This window comes from Paeniglutamicibacter sulfureus, assembly GCF_039535115.1.
Taxonomy (GTDB): domain Bacteria; phylum Actinomycetota; class Actinomycetes; order Actinomycetales; family Micrococcaceae; genus Paeniglutamicibacter; species Paeniglutamicibacter sulfureus.
The window spans coordinates 2,216,352-2,234,981 of sequence record NZ_BAAAWO010000001.1; the positions used below are offsets into that span (position 1 = coordinate 2,216,352).

The window sequence follows — 18,630 nt, forward strand, 5'->3', positions numbered from 1 at the left end:
AAGGAGCCTCGATTACATGTCCACTTCCACCAGCACCCAGATCCACCTCGCCAGCCGCCCCACCGGGTGGCCAACGGACTCGAACTTCTCCACTGTCGCGGTGGAACTGCCCGACCTCGCCGAGGGCGAGATCCGGGTGGCCAACGAGTTCATTTCCGTTGACCCCTACATGCGCGGGCGCATGAACGACACCAAGTCCTACGCTGCGCCGTACGCCCTCGACGAAGTCATGACGGGTGGAGCGGTTGGCCGCGTGGTCGAATCGCGCGCCGAGGGATTCAACGTCGGCGATCCGGTGCTTCACCAATTGGGATGGAGGGACCTCTCCCAGTCCGCGGCAGGCAACTTCCGCGTGGTCAAGGACCTTCCCGGCCTTCCATTGTCGGCCTACCTCGGCATTCTGGGCATGACGGCCTTCACCGCCTACGTCGGGTTGACCGAAATTGCCGGCCTCAAGGACGGCGACACAGTCTTCATTTCCGGTGCGGCCGGGGCCGTCGGAAGCGCGGCAGGCCAGATTGCGCGCCTCAAGGGCGCCAAGCGTGTCATCGGCTCCGCCGGCAGCGCGGCCAAGGTCGACCTGCTGACCGAAAAGTACGGCTACGACGCCGCCTTCAACTACAAGGACGGACCGGTCCGCGGGCAGTTGCACGACGCGGCACCCGAAGGCATCGACGTGTATTTCGACAACGTGGGCGGTGAACATCTGGAGGCTGCACTGGATGCATTCAACCCCGGCGGGCGGGGCGCCTTGTGCGGGGCCATCTCCGTCTACAACTCGACAGAGGCTCCCGTGGGGCCGCGGAACATGAGTAACATGGTCACCCGGGGGCTAACCCTCAAGGGGTTCACCGTGGGGAACTACGCCGAACACTACCCGGCGTTCATGGCCGACATGTCCGAATGGATTGCGCAGGGGAAGATCGTCTTCGACGAGACCGTCGTCGAGGGCCTGGAAAACGCGGTGCAGGGGTTCTTGGACCTCATGCGCGGCGCCAACACCGGCAAGATGGTCATCAAGCTCTAAACGCCCCCGGCGCCGCTTAGAGCTGCCTGGATTCCGTGTAGAACCACTCGATGTGCTCGCGCAGGAGCCTGGCCGCGGCCGGCCCGTTGCCTGCCGCGACCGCCTGGTGGATGCCGTGGTGCTGGGCCCGAAGGACCTTGGCGATCTTCTGCCAGGCAGCGTCGCTGGCCACCGACTCACTGACGTAGTCGCTGATGGACAGGCGCAGCGATTCCATCATGGCCTCGATGACGGCGTTGCCGGCCAGCGATGAGAGCAGCACATGGAATTGGGAGTCGAGGTCGTGGAATTCCTCGCGGTCAAGGCCCGGCACGTCCATGGCCTCAAGCAGCTCGGCGGTTCGCCGCAACACCTCGGCGCTGCGCTCGGGGTCGCTGTCCAGATCGGCGGACTCGGCAGCCCAGGTTTCCAGCAGGATACGGGATTCAACGATGTCTGCAACGGAAAGCTGGCGCGAGGCAACATGAAGCCGCAGCGTCGCCGACAAGCCCACCGCGGGATCGGAAATGACGACGGCGCCGGAATTGGGCCCGGACCCGGTGGAAGTGCGCACCATGCCCATGGCATCGAGGATGCGGATGGCGTCCCTGACCGAGGCCCGGGAGATCCCGTGGGTCTCGGCCAAGGATCGCTCGCCGGGCAACTGGTCGCCAATCTTGAGCTTTCCCGATCGAAGGTCGGCCTCGATGGTGGTCAGGACCGTCTCGTAGGCCCGGGCCGGCTGCGGCGAATTCCTGGCTGTGCTTTTCACTGCTTCTTGTCCCCATGGTCATTGCTCATGTTTGGCCCCTTGGCCAATCAACGAATCATTCAAGCCTAATGGGTTTCGAAGCCGGCCATGGCCCCGTGGATCGGCGATACTCCTCGCCGATCCACGGGGCCGCTTGCCGACCGTTGCGGCCGGTGTTGCCGGGCACGCCTTACGGGGTCGGCAGCATCCAGCCCAGGATCGGCGTGGACTGCAGGTACACCAGCACGCACAGCACCAGAAGCATGCCCACGGACCAGCCGGCAACCTTCTTCAGGATGACCGATTCCTTGCCTTCCATACCCACGGCGGTGGCGGCAATGGCCAGGTTCTGCGGGGAAATCAGCTTGCCGACGACACCGCCCGAGGTGTTGGCGGCGACCAGCAGGTTCGGATCGATTCCGGCGTTGATGCCGGCGGTCTGCTGCAGCTTCGCGAACAGGGCGTTGGCCGAGGTGTCGGAACCGGTGACGGCCGTGCCGATCCAGCCCAGGATCGGGGACAGGAAGGCGAAGAACGCGCCGGTCCCCGCAAGCCAGGTGCCGATGGTGATGGTCTGCCCGGACAGGTTCATCACGTAGGCCAGGGCCAGGACCGAAAGGATCGTGGTGGCGGCCCAGCGCATGTTGTAGATCGTGCGCCCGATTTCCAGGACGGCATCCGAGACCCTGATCTTGTACTTGCCCCCGTCATCGTTGAGCGAGTAGACAATGGCGACAATCAGGCCGGTGAAAAGCAACAGGGTCCCGGGGTTCGAGAGCCACTGGAAGTTGTAGATCGTCGATGAAACGGGGTTGCCCTCGCCATCAAGAACGTGGCCGTAGAGCATGGGCCACTTGATTTTCACGTCGGTGGAGGCCAAGGCGCCGGGTACGTTCACGCCCAACTTCCAGAGCTTGGCAATGCCGAAAATCACGATGACCAACAAGTAGGGGAAGAGCGCAAGGAAGGTTGGCCCGAATTCCAGCTTCTGCTCGTGACCGCGATAGACGGTGCCGGATCCGGCGTGGGCGTTGCCGCCCTTGCCGGCTGATGCACCCTGGGCCGCCTCGCCCACAAGAACGCGGGCGCGTGCCTCGTCGCGGCCCTTCGGGGTCCAGAACCGCAGGAAGATCACTGCGGCGCCCAAGCCGGCGAGCGAGGCGACGATGTCGGTGAGCTCGTAGGAGAAGTACGTGGCGCAGAGGAATTGGGCCACGGCGAAGGAGCCGCCGATGACAAGAGCCGCGGGCCAGACTTCCTTGACGCCGCGCCGGCCGTCAATGATGAACAGCAGCAGCGTCGGCACGAAGATGGCCAGCAGTGGTGCCTGGTGCCCGACGACTGCGCCAATGTGGTTGGCGTCGAGCCCGGTCAGACCGGCCGCGGTGGTGATGGGGATGGCCACGGCCCCGAAGGCCACCGGGGCGGTGTTGGCTACCAGCACCGCGGCGGCTGCACGCAGCGGGGGCATGCCAAGGGCCAGCAGCATTGTGGCGGTGATTGCCACCGGTGCGCCGAAGCCGGCAAGCGCTTCGAGCAAGCCGCCGAAGCAGAAGGCAATCAGGATGGACTGGATGCGGATGTCGCCGCCGCCGATCACGTCAAAGACGCGACGCAGGTCCTCAAATCGGCCCGAGACGACGGTGACCTGATAAAGCCAGATCGCCATGATGACGATCCAGACCACCGGGAAGGCACCGAAGACCGCGCCCAGTACGCCGGACATCAAGGCCATGCCCAGAGGCATCTTGAAGACAAAAATTGCGACCAAAATGGCAACCAGCAATGAGGTAAGCCCGGAGACGTAGGCCTTGGCCTTGACGACGGCCAGCATGACAAAGAAGGTCAGTAGCGGCAGGAGGGAAATGATGGCGGAAAGCGCAATGCTTCCGGCCAACGGATCTGTGGTGGGAGTAAAGGTGTCCACTGGGCGTCCTTCGCGTTGGGAGTGGATCGCGGATAAGGGGGTCTTGGCGGACGCCGGTAGACATCCGTGGTCGGACCACTATGGTCCGACCACATCAGCATAACCCAAATTCAGGCACATTGGTGAGTGGGGTCACAGATTTTTTCCTTCCGGACTGCCGGGTGGACGTGGGCCCGATCACGTCCTAGTATGGTCAGACCACATCAATTCCTCGGCTGAATGCGCCGGAAGGATCACTGAATGAAAATCGCACTTTTCGCCACCTGCATCGTTGACGCCATGTACCCGCAAACTGCTCGCGCCACGGTCAAGATCCTCGAACGACTGGGCCACGAGGTGGTCTTTCCCTCCGGACAGGCCTGCTGCGGGCAGATGCACATCAACTCCGGCTACATGGACGAGGCACTCCCCGTGGTCGCCAACCACGTGAAGGCCTTCGAGGCGGAGACCTACGACGTGGCCGTTGCGCCCTCGGGATCCTGCGTAGCCTCGGTCAAGCACCAGCACCCTGTCCTTGCCGAGCGCTGCGGCGACTCCGCGTTGAAGGCACGCGCCGAGGCGGTGGGCGCGAAGACCTACGAACTTTCGCAGCTGCTGGTCGATGTCCTGGGCATCACCGATGCAGCTGAACAGCTCGGTTCGCATTTCCCCCACAAGGTCACCTACCACCCTTCCTGCCACGGCATGCGGTCATTGAAACTGGGCGACCGCCAGCGTGACCTGCTCCAGTCCGTGGCCGGCATTCAGTTCGCGGAACTGCCCGAGGCCGATCAATGCTGCGGCTTCGGCGGAACCTTCTCCATGAAAAATGCCGACGTGTCCTCGGCGATGCTCGAGGACAAGGCCAAGAACATCAAGTCCACCGGCGCCTCGCTGTGCTCCGGCGGTGACGCGTCCTGTCTCATGCACATCGGCGGCGGACTCTCGCGCACCAATTCGGATACCACCACGCTGCACTTTGCCGAGATCCTGGCCAGCACCATTGACGAGCCGGTCTCGGTAACCGGTGAGATCCTTGTAGGAAAGGCGGGCGTGCGATGAGCAACGTCTTCATGGGCATGCCGACCCTTCCGGTCTTCGGCGACGGCAACCTCCACATCGAGGAACCCTTCCCGGCAGCCGCTCACCGCGAACTGGGCAACACCCAGATGCGCGCCAACCTGCGCCATGCCACCCACACCATCCGCGACAAGCGCCTGAAGGTCGTCGCCGAGCTTCCCGACTGGGAGGAACTGCGTGATGCGGGCTCGGCCACCAAGAACCAGGTGATGGCGAACCTGCCGGCGCTGCTGGAGGAATTCGAAACGAATTTCACCGCCCGCGGCGGAGTGATCCACTGGGCCCGCGACGCCCAGGAGGCCAACCAAATCGTCGCCGACCTGATCCGCGAGCAGGACACCACCGAGGTCGTCAAGGTCAAGTCCATGGCCACCCAGGAAATCGGGCTCAACGAATACCTCGAGGAGCAGGGCATCTCCGCCTTCGAGACCGACCTGGCCGAACTGATCGTCCAGTTGGGACACGACAAGCCCAGCCACATCCTGGTCCCGGCCATCCACAAGAACCGCACCGAGGTGCGCGACATCTTCCTGGCCGAAATGCCGAACGTGGACCCGAACCTCACCGACGAACCGCGCCTTTTGGCCATGGCCGCCCGCGAGCATCTGCGCCGCAAGTTCCTCTCCGCCAAGGTCGCCATCTCCGGCGCCAACTTCGCGCTGGCCGACTCCGGCACCCTCGCGGTGGTCGAATCCGAGGGCAACGGACGCATGTGCCTGACCCTGCCCGAAACCCTGATCACCGTCATGGGCATCGAGAAGCTGCTGCCGTCCAAGGACGACCTCGAGGTCTTCATGCAGCTGCTGCCGCGTTCCTCCACCGGCGAGCGCATGAATCCCTACACCTCCCTGTGGACCGGGGTCACCGAGGGCGACGGACCGCAAAACGTGCACCTGGTGATGCTGGACAACGGCCGGACCGCGGCCCTGGCCGACAAGTACGGCCGCACCGCGCTGAACTGCATCCGCTGTTCAGCCTGCATGAACGTGTGCCCGGTCTACGAGCGCACCGGCGGCCACGCCTACGGATCGACCTACCCGGGCCCGATCGGCGCAATCCTGACCCCGTTGCTCACCGGCATCAAGTCCGAGGAAAACAGTTCGCTGCCCTACGCTTCGTCCCTGTGCGGCGCCTGCTACGACGCCTGCCCGGTGAAGATCAACATCCCCGAGATCCTGGTGCACCTGCGCGGGGAGGACGTGGATTCCAAGCGCGGGGAAAAGAAGCTTCCCAGCCAGATGGATTTGATGATGAAGGGCGCACAGTGGGCGTTCTCCTCCGGCAAGCACCTGGGGCTGCTGGAAAAGGGTCTGCCGCTGGGCAAGCTCGCGGCCGGGCGCGACAAGAAGATCAAGCGTCTTCCGGGCATCGCCGCCGGCTGGACCCAGTCCCGCGACATTCCCGCTCCCCCGGCCCAGTCCTTCCGCGACTGGTGGAAGAAAGACCACGAGCCGGTTGCACCCGTCAATGAGCAGGAGAAGCTGACCAAATGAGCGCCAAGGAAGAAATCCTCTCCCGCATCGCCTCCGCCCTGCGCGATGCCCCGACGCCGGAGCCGGTCCCCCGCGAATACCGGATGTCCTCGGACATGCCGGAAGCCGAGCTCATCGAACTGCTGGTCGACCGGCTCGAGGACTACAAGGCACACGTCGACGTCGTGGAAGCCGCAGACCTTTCGGCAACGATTGCCGCGCGCCTCAAGGACGCCTCCAGTTTTGTGGTGCCGCACGGCATCGACGGGACCTGGTTGGCCGATGCCGCGCCGGCCGGCGATACGCGCCGCCGCATCGATGCCCCCGGCGCCGTGCTGAGCGTGGCCGAGCTGGATGGCACCAGTGCGGTGCTGACCTCCTCGGCGGTCTCCATCGCCGAGTCGGGCACCATCGTGCTGGACGGCAGCGGCAACCAGGGACGCCGCGCGATCTCGCTGGTGCCGGACCACCACGTGTGCGTAGTCCCCGTCTCCAGCATTGTGCGCCTGTTGCCCGAGGCGCTGCCGCGCATGGACATCACCCGTCCGCTGACCTGGATTTCCGGGCCCAGCGCCACGAGTGACATCGAGCTCGAGCGCGTCGAGGGCGTACACGGCCCGCGCCGGCTTGACGTCATCATCGTCAAGGGGCTGTAGGCCCTCAACCATGAAAGCGGTTCCGCGGCTCGCACGTGTTCGTGCACCGCGGAACCGCTTCTCGCGTTGAGGCCGTTAGACTGCGATCCCATGACCGGGTGTCACGGCACGAAGACGGCCGAAGATAGCCGGATGCCGTCCACACGTCACGTTTGTTTTGAACTGCGAATGAGGTTCATCCCGCGATTTGCACCGGTCCCATGGATCGAGCCGCTGGCCAGCTCGATCCTCAGTGAGTCCGGCCGGCAGAGGGTTACCGCTTGCCGTTAACCATCTGCGGCACGTTCAGCGGGTTGGCATCCTGCAGCGCCTCAGGAAGCAGGCCCTGTGGGAAGCCCTGATATGCCACAGGGCGCAGGAAGCGGGAGATTGCCGCGGTGCCCACTGAGGTGCTGCCCACGGAGGTGGTTGCCGGGTACGGGCCGCCATGCTGCTGCGCGTAGGTCACCGAGACGCCGGTCGGCCATTGGTTCCACAGCACGCGGCCTGCCTTGCGGGAGAGCACCTCGATCAGGTCGGCGACCTCGCAGTTTTCGGTGCCCACGAGGGTGGCGGTCAGCTGGCCCTCGAAGCTTTCGGCCAGCGCGACGAGTTCCGACTCGTCGGTGTACTCGACGACCAGTGCGGTCGGGCCGAAGCACTCGGTCTGCAGGGACTCCGGGTGTTCCAGCAGGTCCTCGGCGCTGGTGAGCAGCAGGGTCGGGCTCGGCGGATCGGCCAGCGGGTCCGAGCCCTGGGCCAGGATCTGGACCTTTTCGTGACCCTGCAGGGCCCCAAGCACCTCGACGTAGCCGGCCTGGATGCGGCCGTTGAGCAGCGCGGCCGCGCTCGGAAGCTCGGTGGCGCGCAGGGTCTCGATGATCCCCGAACCGCGCGGGACAAAGATCGTTCCCGGCTTGGTGCAGAACTGTCCGGCACCCATGGTGAAGGATGCGACGAATTCGCCGGCGATCGCGGCGCCGCGCTCGGCTGCAGCGGCGGCGGTGACGAAGACGGGGTTGTTGGAACCGAGCTCGCCGTAGAACGGGATCGGTTCCGGGCGGGCGTTGGCCATGTCGAAAAGGGCGCGGCCGCCGGGGATGGATCCGGTGAAGCCCGCCGCCTTGACGCGTGGATCCTTCAGCGCGGCGGCGCCGGCCTCGGTGCCCATGACCAGGGCGAAGACGCCGACCGGAACGCCGGTTGCTGACAGTGCCTCGGCGATGGTGTTTGCCGTGGCGATCGAAAGTTCCGGGTGGCCCGAGTGGGCCTTGAGGATGACGGGGTTGCCGGCGGCCCAGGCGGAGGCGGTGTCGCCGCCGGCCACGGAGAAGGCGAACGGGAAGTTGCTGGCGGCGAAGACGACGACCGGGCCCATCGGCTCGAGCACCCGGCGCAGGTCTGGGCGCGGGGCGCCCATCGGCCACTGCGCATCGGCGTGGTCGATGCGTGCGTCGAGGTAGGCGCCGTCGCGCAGCACCTCTCCAAAGAGGCGCAGCTGGAAGGTGGTGCGCTTGAGCTCGCCGGTCAGGCGGGCCTGCGGCAGGTTCGTCTCCGCCATGGCGATCGGGATGAGCGTGCCTGCCGCGGCATCGAGGGCGTCTGCAACTGAATCCAACACGGCGGCGCGCTCGGAGGGGCGCAGGGCGGCCCACGGCGCCGCCGCCTGCTGGGCGGCAACGAGGATTTCCTCAAGCTCGGTGGCGGTCGTCGGGGTGACAGTGATGGTGGTGGTCATGATTGGCGTGGTCCTTTCACGGGGGAAGTCGGTGGAGATGCGGAGGCAATCCGCGGGTCGAAAACTTTGGTGGGCGGTCAGGCGTCCCGGGGTTGCCGGGAGTCCATAGTGCTGATCTCGCCTAGGGTCAGCGGGGCGGCGACGGGGCGCTTGGCGATGGCCGCCAGCGATGCGGCTTCGGCCCCGGCGTCCTCGGTGTCCTTCGTGGACAGGCAGGAGACGGCGAAGCCGCAGACCCTGCCCTGGCACCAGCCCATCCCGGCGCGGGTGAAGGACTTCATGGTGCGTGCATCCGTGGCGCCGAGTGTGTCGCGGGCGTGCACGACCTCGGCATGGCCGACCTCCTCGCACCTGCACACCAGGGTGTCATCGGTGAGCATCTCGTCCCACTTTTCGGGGATCGGATGCGCCCGGTGCATGGCCCCGGCGAACCGGCGGTGGCGCCGGATCTGCCGCGCGGTGCCGACTCCCGGTGCCTCGCCGTTGGCCGCCGCGGCCCCGGCAACGAGCCCCTCGGCCACGGCCAGTACGGCACCGCCAACGCCCGTCACCTCGCCGGCAAGGTAAAGGCCCGGCACATTGGATGCCTGCTGACCGTCGACCACGCATACCATCGAGCCGTCGGCATCGATGCGCGTCGCTGCCCCCAAGGCGACGGCAAGTTCGATCTGAGGGGTGAATCCCCAGCCGAAACCAACGACGTCCACGTCCTCAAGCAGTAGGTCACTTCCCGCAATCACGGCTCCCTCGGCGTCGACCTTGGCGATGCGCACCGAGGATGCGCTGGACTCTCCCAGCACCTCGGTGACCACCGTGCGCGTGCGGTAGCGGATGCGGTGTCTGGCGAAGGCGGCAGCGTACTGCGCACCCTCGAGGGCCTTGCCCGGAACGCCGCTTGCGGCGCCCAGGTGCGGGAGCCAGTTCGCCAGCGAGGCGGATTCGCACACTGCCACGACCCTGCCGCCGGCCTCGGCGATGTTTGCGGCCACCGGCAGCAGGAAGGGCCCGGTCCCGGCAACCACAAAGCGCTTGCCCGGCAGGGCTCCGTTGGCCTTGATGAACGCCTGGATCCCGCCGGCGGCCATGACGCCGGGCAGTTCCCATCCGGGTACCGGCAACTGGCGATCGTAGCCGCCGCTGCAGGAAACCAACTTGTCGGCGCGCACCGTTGCAGTGGCGATTGCGGTGCCGGTGGCCGGGGTCAGCCGCAGCACAAAACGGCCGGCGTCCTCGCGTTCGATCATCCACACCTGGGTGGTGGGCAAATAGCGCAGCAAGCCTCGGGCGTTGGCCGCGTCGAAGCGTGCGCGCAAATCCAGGTAGGTCTTCCAGCCGTGGTGGCCGTGACCATCGGACTCGGAAATGACGGACTCGGGGCGGTGGCGCCAAAACTGGCCGCCGGGCTGGTCGCCGGCGTCGAGGACGACGACCCTGGCACCGCGTTCGGCCGCGGCAACCGCAGCGGCCAGGCCCGCTGGGCCCGCACCTATGACTGCTACGTCGAAGGCAATTTCCTCGTGCGAGCTCATGCGTCGAAGTCCCCTTCAATGGTCATGGAATCGGTCGCTTCGACCAGGCAGGCGCGCTGGTTGGGTTGCCCGTCGACGGTGACCAGGCAGTCGTAGCAAGCGCCGATGCCGCAGAACAGGCCGCGCGGCTTGCCTTCGATGCGGGTGGTGCGCCAGGCCTTGATGCCCTGGCCCATTAGGACCGCGCCGACGCTCTGGCCGGCATTGGCCGTCACCCGGGCGTCGTTGAGTGTCACGGTGATCCGCCGCGGTGTGGTGCTCATGCTGCTGACTCCTGGGGGACGTTGCCTGTCGGGGTGAATGCGCCGAAGCGTTCGGGGGCGAAGGGCGCAAGTGACATGTCGGGGACCAACCCGGCCAAGGCCTGGGCCACGAGCTTTCCGGTGCCGGCGGACAGACCAATGCCCGCGCCTTCATAGCCGCTGGCATGCCAGAGTCCCGGGGCGCGCGGGTCATGGCCAATGACCGGCAGGTGGTCCGGGCAGTAGGGGCGGAAGCCGTGGTAGTGGCGGATAATGCGCGTCTTCTCCAGGAACGGGAAGAGCGCGATCGCGTTTGCGGCCATCTGGCGCAGGGCGTCGGTGTTGACGCTGCGGTCGAATCCGACGCGCTCGCGGGAGGAGCCGATCAAGATTGAACCGGCCGGGGTGCCCTCGACCACCGGGGAGGACTGCAGCCCGGCGTCGGAGCTGCCGACGTTGTCCACGTACTCGGCCGCGTAGACCTTGTGGTGCACCATCGGCGGCAACGGTTCGGTGACCATGACAAAGCCCTTGCGGGGCTTGACCGGCACGTTGACCCCGGCCAGTGCCGCGATGTCCTCGGACCAGCTGCCCGCGGCGTTGACGATCGCCGGGGCGTGGAATTCGCCGCGGTCGGTCTTGACTCCGGTGACGGTGTCTCCATTGCGCACAAAGCCGGTGACCGTGGTGTCGGTCATGACCTTGGTCCCTGCTGCCCGGGCCAACTTGAGCAGGTGCCCGGCAACCAGCATCGGCTGGACCTGGCAGTCGTCCGGGTACCACGCCGCGCCCAGCGCGTCGGGGGAAATGTTGGGCTCGAATTCGCGCAGCCGCGGGATGTCGACTCGTTCGACGTCGATCCCGTACTCGGCCTGCGCCTTGGTCAGGCGGTCCAGCGAGGCAAGGGAGGATTCGCGCGAGGCGACGATGATGCCGCCCTTGGACTCGAATTCCCAGTGGGCTGCGTGTTCGGCCAGATCGCCGCGCCAGGTGTCGAGCGAGAACTTTGTCAGCTCGAGTTCCGGGCCGAGTTCCTTGTCCGACACCAGGATGTTGCCCTCGCAGGCGGAGCTGGTTCCGCTTGCCGGAAGGCCGCGCTCCAGGACGGTCACGGACAGTCCCTGCGTGGTGGCGAAATATGCAATCGCCGAACCTATGACTCCGGCACCGATGACGATCACGTCGCTGGGCGCATTCATGTTTACTCCTGGTTACTGGGTGTTTTGCTCTGGTGCATCTTGATCGGGGGTGCCGGTATTCCACATGCCACGAGCGTGGTTGATGTGGCGGATCATCAGTTCGTAGATCGCTTCCCCGTCACCCCGCTCCACGCAATCGATCATTTCGTGGTGTTCCTGGGCCGAGCCGTCAAGCTGGTCATTGTCCATGAGCGTCTTGAGGCCATACATACGCGTGCGCAGGCGCAGCGACGTTGCCAGTTCGACAAGTTGCTTGTTTCCCGCAAAGCTCAGCAGGCGTGCGTGGAACTCACGGTCGGCGGCAAGGTACGCTTCCGGGTCCTTGTCCCGAGCTGTACGAACGATGACGTCCGCCAGCGAACGGAGGTCGGAAATGCTGTCACTTGGAACAGCTTCCAGGGCGCGTTTGGTCGCTGCCGGTTCCACCAGCAGCCGGATCTCGGCGATTTCCTCGAGTTCTGCATCCGTCATGCCGGTGATCCTGAAGCCCTTGTTCTTGACAGTCTCCACCAGCCCCTCACGGACAAGGTCCATCATGGCTTCGCGCACCGGAGTTGCCGAGACCCCAAAGGCCGCGCCCAAATTGGGTGCAGAGTACAGCTCCCCTTCCACCAGGTCACCCGAGATGATCGAGGTGCGGAGCCGCTCGGTGACCGTCTCACGCAGGCTCATCTGGCGGTCGAGCTTTTCAATGGTGAATCTTGAATTGCCGGTCATGGTTTGTTCTCCGATTTTTACAGGTGCGCTCACGCGTTGTTACTCCTGTGATCTTCATACACCACTGCGGCGGAAACCAAGTCTTCCCATGCCATGCCCACGCCCGTGTAAAGCGTCGGCCTGCCCCCGACGCGGCTGAATTTGCCGTTCACCAGGTCCTTGAGGTTTGCCGGGCTGATCTCTTTCCACTCTTCGACGCTACGCGCGGGGATCAAATCCCCGCTTTCGCGCCAAGAGGAAGCACGTCCCTCGACGACGACCTCGGAGCGCCTGACGAGCTTATCGTCGACCTCGCGGGCGTCGAGCCCGTGCTGCCCCACCGATGCGATGATGGCGTGGTCGGCCGGCAGCGATCCGTCAAAGAGCGGTGTCGGCGAGGAAGTGACGCAAAGGATCACGTCCGCGTTCGGAACGTCCTCCACGGAGCCGCGGGTAACGGTGATGCCTTCGGCCGCCAGCTGTTCGATCAGTGCCTGGATCCGCTCGATCCGTTGACCCACCACGGAGAATATGCCCTCGGGGAAGACCGCCTGGGCGGCCCGGATGTGGTTGAGCGCCTGTACTCCTGCCCCGAAGACCAGCACTCTGGGTGTTCGGGTGAACGGAGTGCCGCCCGGCGCGTCTGCGATGTTCTTGACCGCTGTCAGCGTCGCCGCCGGGGTGCGGATGGCCGTGAGTTCTGCGCCGTCCATGGAAGCAATGGGTGCGAGGTTCGAGGAGTCAAAGAGCAGGTAGACACCCTGGATCTTCTCCTCGCCCTTGGCCGGGTTCAGCGGGGCGATGGTTGCGACCTTGAGCCCGGTGTAGCCCTGGCCGATCGCCGGCATCAGCAGAAATTCGCCGTCGGGTGCCGGCGCAAAGATGCGCGGGCCGTCGATTTCCGGATCTGTCTGGCCGCGAAGCGCATCCTCGATGGCGGCGATGGCGCGGTCAAAGGGAAGCGAGGCGCGAACCTCGGCAGCGTCGAAATATGGCAGTTTCACAGCAGGAATCCCTCCGGGAATGGGTCGCTCGGGTCAAGGAAATATTGGGCGGTGCCGGTGATCCAGGCCCGTCCGGTCACGGTGGGGATGACGGCGGGCAGGCCTCCGACGGTGGTTTCCTCGACCAAACGGCCAGTGAATTGCGAGCCGATGTATGACTCGTTGATGAAGTCCGTGTCCAGCGCCAGATCGCCGCGGGCATGGAGTTGGGCCATGCGGGCGCTGGTGCCGGTACCGCACGGCGAGCGGTCGAACCAGCCCGGGTAGATGGCCATGGCGTGGCGGGAGTGCTCGGCGGTGGAGCCCGGGGCTTTGAGGTAGACGTGGTGGACGCCGCGGATGTCGTCGCGTTCACGGTGCACGGGCTCGTCGGCTACATTGATGGCGTCCATGATGGCCAGGCCGGCGGTGAGCAGGTCGTCCTTGCGTTCACGTTCGAACGGCAGGTCCAGGTCGTCGAGCTCGACCACGGCGTAGAAGTTGCCGCCGAAGGCGAGATCGTAGTTCACGGTGCCGTACCCCGGGACCTCGACCGATGCGTCCAGGCGGTCACTGTAGGAGGGCACGTTGCGGATGGTCACGGATTCGGCCTGGCCGTCCTTGACGGCGACCTCGGCGATGACCAGGCCGGCCGGGGTGTCCAGGCGCACGGTGGTCACGGGTTCATGGACTTCGACCATGCCGGTTTCAACCAGCACGGTGGCCACTCCGATGGTTCCGTGTCCGCACATCGGCAGCAGTCCGGAGACCTCGATGTACAGGACGCCGTAGTCCGCGTCAGGGCGCGTGGAGGGCTGCAGGATCGCGCCACTCATCGAGGCGTGTCCGCGCGGTTCACACATCAACAGGGTGCGGATCCAATCGCTGTGCTCCATGAACCAGAGGCGACGCTCTGCCATGGTGTCACCGGGAATGGTGCCGATACCCCCGGTAATGACGCGGGTCGGCATGCCCTCGGTGTGGGAATCCACTGCGTGGAAGATCCTGTTGGTGCGCATGTTTCAAGTTCTCCGGTAAATCGTCGTTGATGGGGTGGCACTGTTGGCCGGCCCCGCGGGGTCGGCCAACAGTGCCGGAACTTTGAGGTTACTTGTAACCCTTGGCGACAGCTGCCTCCGTGTCTGCTATGACTGCGGCCCGGACGGCGTCGGTGAGCGGGCCGCGCGGCGGGCGGCAGGGGCCGCCGTTGAGACCGACGACATCCATCGACAGCTTGATCGACTGGACGAACTCGGTCTTGGTGTCCCAGCGCAGCAGCGAGTGCAGGTCGCGGTAGATTTCCCGGGCGCGCTCCATGTCGGCAAGGTTGCCGGAGGTGGCCAGGCGGTAGAGCTCGACGGTTGCATGCGGGATGGCATTCGGGTATCCGGCAACCCATCCAACGGCGCCGGCGAGGCCCATTTCCAGGACGGTGTCATCGGTGCCGATGAGGATGTCCATGCCCGGTGCCAGTTCCTTGATTTCGTAGGCACGACGCGGATCTCCGGTGAATTCCTTGATGCCGACGATCAGGCCTTCGTGGAACAGGCGTGCCACCAGTGCCGGGGTGAGGTCGACCTTGGTATCGATCGGGTTGTTGTAGGCCACGACCGGCAGGCCTGCGGAGGCGGCGAGGCGGAAGTGCTCAACTACTTCGTCGTCGGTTGCGCGGTAGGTGTTCGGCGGCAGGCACATGATGGCGTGTGCGCCGGCGTCCTTGGCCTGCTGTGCCCACTTCTGGGTCTGCAGTCCGCCGTAGGCGCCAACGCCGGCCATGACTACGAAGCCCTCGGGTGCGGCGGCAACAGCGGTCTCGATGACCTTCGCGCGTTCTTCGTCGGACAGGGTCTGGTACTCACCCAGCGAGCCGTTCGGGGCGATGCCGTCGCAGCCGCTGCTGGCAAGGAAGCGAACATGGTCGGCAAATGCTTCGTAGTCGACCGAGTGGTCATCCTTGAACTGCAGCGCCGATGCGACGATGACTCCGTGCCAGGGCTTCTTGGTGGTGCTCATGTTGTGTTCCTTTCAAGGGGACTTTTCAGTGTTTTGCAAGGTTGGGGGTGATGCCTTCGGCTCCATGCCGTACATCACATTTAGATAGTATCATGTGACATTGCACAGACGGAAGGGGCTGAAATGAATTACTTCTTCCGGGCCCCGCCAGCGGCCAGAGACGCCTGGTTCTTGGCGATTTCCTCCGCCTCCTCGACCCAGAAGTCGGCACCGCGAATGCCCAGGGAATTGGGGTCGAAGACGGGGTCCAGGCCGGCCTTGCACTGCCTGTCGTAGTCGCGGGTGACCTTGTAGACCACCGACGTAAGCGCCAACAGGCAGAGCATATTGATCCAGCCCAGGGTCCCGTAACCGATGTCGCCGATCGCCCACATCGCATCGGCGCTGACGATGCCGCCGAAGAAGGTGATACCGAGCATGCCCAGCTTCAATGCCCAGTCCAGCACCGGGCTGTCGTCGCGGCCGGTGAGGTAGACCAGATTGGTCTTGGCGATGTAGAAGAACGCTACAAGCGTGGTGAAGGCGAAGAAGAAGAGCGCGACGGCCACGAAGCCCGGGCCGACGCCCGGCAACACGGTACTGATGGCCTGTTGGGTGTACGCGGCGCCGGCCTTGAGGTCTGGCACGCCCTGGATCAGGACCGTGCCATCGGGGGCCATGACGTTGTAGGAGCCGGTCATGATAATCATCAGGCCGGTGGCGAAGCAGACTACAACGGTGTCGATGTAGATCGAGAAGGCCTGGACCAGGCCCTGCTTGGCAGGGTGGGACACCGATGCGGCTGCGGCGCCGTAGGTCCCCTCCCCCACGCCGGCGACATTGGAGAACACCGCGCGTCGCACGCCCCAGGCCACGGCCGCACCGACGATGCCGCCGAAGACTTGGTGGACACCGAAGGCCGAGGACAGGATCAGGCCGATGGTTGGAATGATCTGCTCGAAGTTCACTGCGACGATCACCAGTGCGGCAAGGATGTAACCCACGGCCATGACCGGGACCATCAACTGTGCGGCGCCGACAATACGCTTGGTTCCGCCGATGATGACGAATGCCATGAGTGCGGTGATGCCAACGGCGCTAACCCAGGGGGGAACGCTGAACGCGGTCTCGACGCTGGACGCGATGTTGTTGGACTGGACGCCCGGGAACACGAACCCGTAGCCGACCATGGCGACGAACGACACGGTGACGGCCAGCCACTTGAGCTTCAGTCCGTGCTCTATGTAGAACGGCATGCCGCCGCGGTGTTCGCCGTTGATGCGGCGCTTGTAGACCTGAGCCAAGGTGGATTCGGCGAAGGAACTGGCCGATCCGAGCAGTGCGCAGACCACCATCCAGAACAGCGCGCCGGGGCCACCGGCCGCGATTGCCGTTGCAACGCCGGCGATGTTGCCCACGCCTACGCGGCTTGCCAGGGTCAGGAGCAACGCCTGGACCGGCGAGATGCCGTCCGAGCTGTTCTTCTTGCTCAAGATCTGGCGGATCATGTCAGGGAATCGCCGAAACTGGACGAAACCGGTTAGTAAGGTGAAGAACAATCCGACGGCCAGGGCGAAGTACGCCATGGGGTTCCAGATCGCATCGTTGATGCTGGTGAGCATGTCCATAGTTTTTCCTTAAGTCTTTCGGGCGGCTACAGGAGTGAGATCCTAGGCCGGGATGTTGGTACGCAACGCCGACTCGTCGTCAACATCGCGTAGCGACTTACCCTTGGTCTCCTTGGCGAACGAAACGGCGACGATGGAAATGACCGCTGCCCCGACAAGGTAGAGGGCAATCGGCGTCGACGAATTGAACTTCTGCAGCAGCGAGAGCGCAATGAGCGGGGCCAAGGACCCGGCAAGGATCGGCGCAAACTGGTAGCAAAGTGAAAGCGCCGTGTAACGCACGTTGGTGGGGAACATTTCGGTCATCAGCGCCGAGTACGGCGCGTAGGTCAGCGACTCTATTGCAAGGCCCAAGGTGATTGCGGCCATGACGATCCAGTCGTTGCCGGTGTCCATCATCGGGAATCCGACGAATCCCCAGAATGCAGTCAGCACGGCTCCGGTCAGGTAGACGGGCTTGCGTCCGATGATGTCCGAGAGCAAGCCGACGAGCGGGATCATGCAGAAATGCAGGAAGTGCGCGCCAAACATCAGCAGGAGGATCCGCGAGGTATCCATCTCAACGACCAGTTTGAGGTAGGTGATCGAGAAGGTGACCACGAGGTAATAGAGGATGTTTTCCGCAAACCTGGCGCCAATGCCGATCAACACTGCGCGCCAGTGGTAACGCAAGACGTGAAGGACACCTGGAGGGGCCTCCTGCGAAGCAGCCTGGCGGGCCTGGGCCTCCTTGAAGATCGGCGCGTCATCGACCTTCGTGCGAATCCAGTAGCCGATCAAGACCACCACGGCGGAGAACCAGAACGCCACGCGCCAGCCCCATGAAAGGAATGCTTCTTCGGGCAAGGCACTGGACAGTCCAAGGAGGACGAGCGTTGCAACCAGGTTGCCCATCGGGACACCCGCCTGTGGCCAGCTTGCCCAGAAACCGCGCCTGTTGTCGGGGCTGTGCTCGCTCACAAGAATGATCGCCCCTCCCCACTCGCCGCCGAATGCAAAGCCCTGGATCAGGCGCAGAGTAACCAGAAGTGCGGGCGCCCAGTATCCAATGACATCAAAGGTGGGAAGACAGCCCATGAGAAACGTCGTGATGCCAACGACGACAAGGCTCAGCTGGAGCAACGCCTTGCGACCGATGCGGTCGCCGAAGTGCCCAAAGACCAGTCCGCCGATCGGGCGGGCGGCGAAGCCCACGGCATAGAGCGCAAATGCGGCAATGACACCATCGACTGGATTGCCCGTCTGCCGGAAGAAGTGGGTTCCGAAGACCAGGGCCGACGCGGTTCCATAAAGAAAGAATTCGTACCACTCCGCGACGGTTCCAGCCATTGCCGCGGCCACGACACGTTTCAGCCCGTCTGGGCTCGTGGATTTTGATCTGTCGCCGCCACCGCCGTTTCGGGCCATTCTGTCGAGCGTTTCGTTACTACTCATTTGGTCTCCTTGAGAAGGTGGGCTCCGTCACCCATGTGCCCTGCATCACCGATCTATGCAATGGTACATGTCACATTTTCAGGAAACAATGCTTTTCTCGACCCCGGTTCAACTTTTTGAGATCGCGTCCCGCACAAGAATCCACGTAGTGTTAACGGCTGCCGAGCGCTTCTAAGATGCCGCCGGATACGTGGTGCCGAGTCGACGCCCGACCACCACGCCTGCCTCGTCCCGGTCACGTCGATCGTGCGTCTGCTGCCCGAGAAGCGGTCGTGCATAGGCATCGTCCGACTGCTGACCAGGATCTCCCACCCCAACGTCAATGAGATTCGGGACGCC

16 protein-coding genes are annotated in these 18,630 nt (G+C 64.6%); 4 read left to right on the forward strand and 12 right to left on the reverse strand.

Translation table 11 applies throughout. The features are described 5' to 3' along the window. Window positions 1–16 precede the first annotated feature (16 nt). Complete coding sequence (locus ABD687_RS10130; protein WP_310291592.1) at window positions 17–1,027, forward strand: NADP-dependent oxidoreductase; 1,011 nt, start codon at window positions 17–19, stop codon at window positions 1,025–1,027. Between the two features lie 16 nt (window positions 1,028–1,043). Here ABD687_RS10130 and ABD687_RS10135 read toward each other — a convergent pair whose 3' ends face one another. Then, entirely contained in the window at window positions 1,044–1,778 is a 735-nt protein-coding gene (locus ABD687_RS10135; protein ID WP_310291589.1) for a FadR/GntR family transcriptional regulator, read from the reverse strand. 169 nt (window positions 1,779–1,947) lie between these two features. After that, window positions 1,948–3,684 (reverse strand): L-lactate permease, encoded by a 1,737-nt coding sequence (locus tag ABD687_RS10140; protein WP_310291586.1) that lies wholly within the window; start codon window positions 3,682–3,684, stop codon window positions 1,948–1,950. 240 nt (window positions 3,685–3,924) lie between these two features. Between ABD687_RS10140 and ABD687_RS10145 the strand changes: the two genes are divergently transcribed. The 3 genes from ABD687_RS10145 to ABD687_RS10155 are packed head-to-tail and all read left to right on the forward strand — an operon-like array spanning window position 3,925 to window position 6,871. After that, a complete protein-coding gene (locus tag ABD687_RS10145) occupies window positions 3,925–4,725 on the forward strand; it encodes a (Fe-S)-binding protein (RefSeq protein ID WP_302264435.1) in 801 nt (266 codons plus the stop codon). Next, window positions 4,722–6,236 carry a LutB/LldF family L-lactate oxidation iron-sulfur protein gene (locus tag ABD687_RS10150; RefSeq protein WP_310291583.1) on the forward strand — a complete coding sequence of 505 codons (1,515 nt, stop codon included), beginning with the start codon at window positions 4,722–4,724 and terminating at the stop codon, window positions 6,234–6,236. The genes ABD687_RS10145 and ABD687_RS10150 overlap by 4 nt, the downstream gene beginning before the upstream one ends. Beyond that, window positions 6,233–6,871, forward strand: coding sequence for a LutC/YkgG family protein (locus ABD687_RS10155; protein WP_310291580.1), 639 nt, complete (start codon window positions 6,233–6,235; stop codon window positions 6,869–6,871). Before ABD687_RS10150 ends, ABD687_RS10155 begins: the two co-directional genes overlap by 4 nt. Before the next feature lie 253 nt (window positions 6,872–7,124). Here ABD687_RS10155 and ABD687_RS10160 read toward each other — a convergent pair whose 3' ends face one another. The 10 genes from ABD687_RS10160 to abaF all read right to left on the reverse strand — a co-directional run bounded on the left by ABD687_RS10160 (window position 7,125) and on the right by abaF (window position 18,291). Then, window positions 7,125–8,588, reverse strand: coding sequence for an aldehyde dehydrogenase (NADP(+)) (locus ABD687_RS10160; protein WP_310291577.1), 1,464 nt, complete (start codon window positions 8,586–8,588; stop codon window positions 7,125–7,127). A gap of 77 nt (window positions 8,589–8,665) precedes the next feature. Further along, window positions 8,666–10,117 (reverse strand): FAD/NAD(P)-dependent oxidoreductase, encoded by a 1,452-nt coding sequence (locus tag ABD687_RS10165; protein WP_310291574.1) that lies wholly within the window; start codon window positions 10,115–10,117, stop codon window positions 8,666–8,668. Further along, a complete protein-coding gene (locus ABD687_RS10170) occupies window positions 10,114–10,380 on the reverse strand; it encodes a (2Fe-2S)-binding protein (RefSeq protein ID WP_310291571.1) in 267 nt (88 codons plus the stop codon). The genes ABD687_RS10165 and ABD687_RS10170 overlap by 4 nt, the downstream gene beginning before the upstream one ends. Next, window positions 10,377–11,558 carry an NAD(P)/FAD-dependent oxidoreductase gene (locus ABD687_RS10175; protein WP_310291569.1) on the reverse strand — a complete coding sequence of 394 codons (1,182 nt, stop codon included), beginning with the start codon at window positions 11,556–11,558 and terminating at the stop codon, window positions 10,377–10,379. Before ABD687_RS10175 ends, ABD687_RS10170 begins: the two co-directional genes overlap by 4 nt. Window positions 11,559–11,570: 12 nt before the next feature. Continuing rightward, complete coding sequence (locus tag ABD687_RS10180; RefSeq protein ID WP_310291566.1) at window positions 11,571–12,308, reverse strand: GntR family transcriptional regulator; 738 nt, start codon at window positions 12,306–12,308, stop codon at window positions 11,571–11,573. Next, window positions 12,305–13,258, reverse strand: a complete 954-nt coding sequence (locus tag ABD687_RS10185; RefSeq protein ID WP_310291563.1) for an ornithine cyclodeaminase family protein — start codon at window positions 13,256–13,258, stop codon at window positions 12,305–12,307. The genes ABD687_RS10180 and ABD687_RS10185 overlap by 4 nt, the downstream gene beginning before the upstream one ends. Further along, window positions 13,255–14,256: a proline racemase family protein gene (locus ABD687_RS10190; RefSeq protein WP_310291560.1), complete on the reverse strand. Its 1,002-nt coding sequence runs from the start codon at window positions 14,254–14,256 to the stop codon at window positions 13,255–13,257. Before ABD687_RS10190 ends, ABD687_RS10185 begins: the two co-directional genes overlap by 4 nt. Before the next feature lie 88 nt (window positions 14,257–14,344). Then, window positions 14,345–15,250, reverse strand: coding sequence for a dihydrodipicolinate synthase family protein (locus tag ABD687_RS10195; RefSeq protein ID WP_310291558.1), 906 nt, complete (start codon window positions 15,248–15,250; stop codon window positions 14,345–14,347). 128 nt (window positions 15,251–15,378) lie between these two features. Next, window positions 15,379–16,851, reverse strand: coding sequence for an alanine/glycine:cation symporter family protein (locus ABD687_RS10200; protein WP_310291555.1), 1,473 nt, complete (start codon window positions 16,849–16,851; stop codon window positions 15,379–15,381). A gap of 48 nt (window positions 16,852–16,899) precedes the next feature. After that, window positions 16,900–18,291: a fosfomycin efflux MFS transporter AbaF gene (gene abaF, locus ABD687_RS10205; protein ID WP_377700295.1), complete on the reverse strand. Its 1,392-nt coding sequence runs from the start codon at window positions 18,289–18,291 to the stop codon at window positions 16,900–16,902. Window positions 18,292–18,630 lie beyond the last annotated feature (339 nt).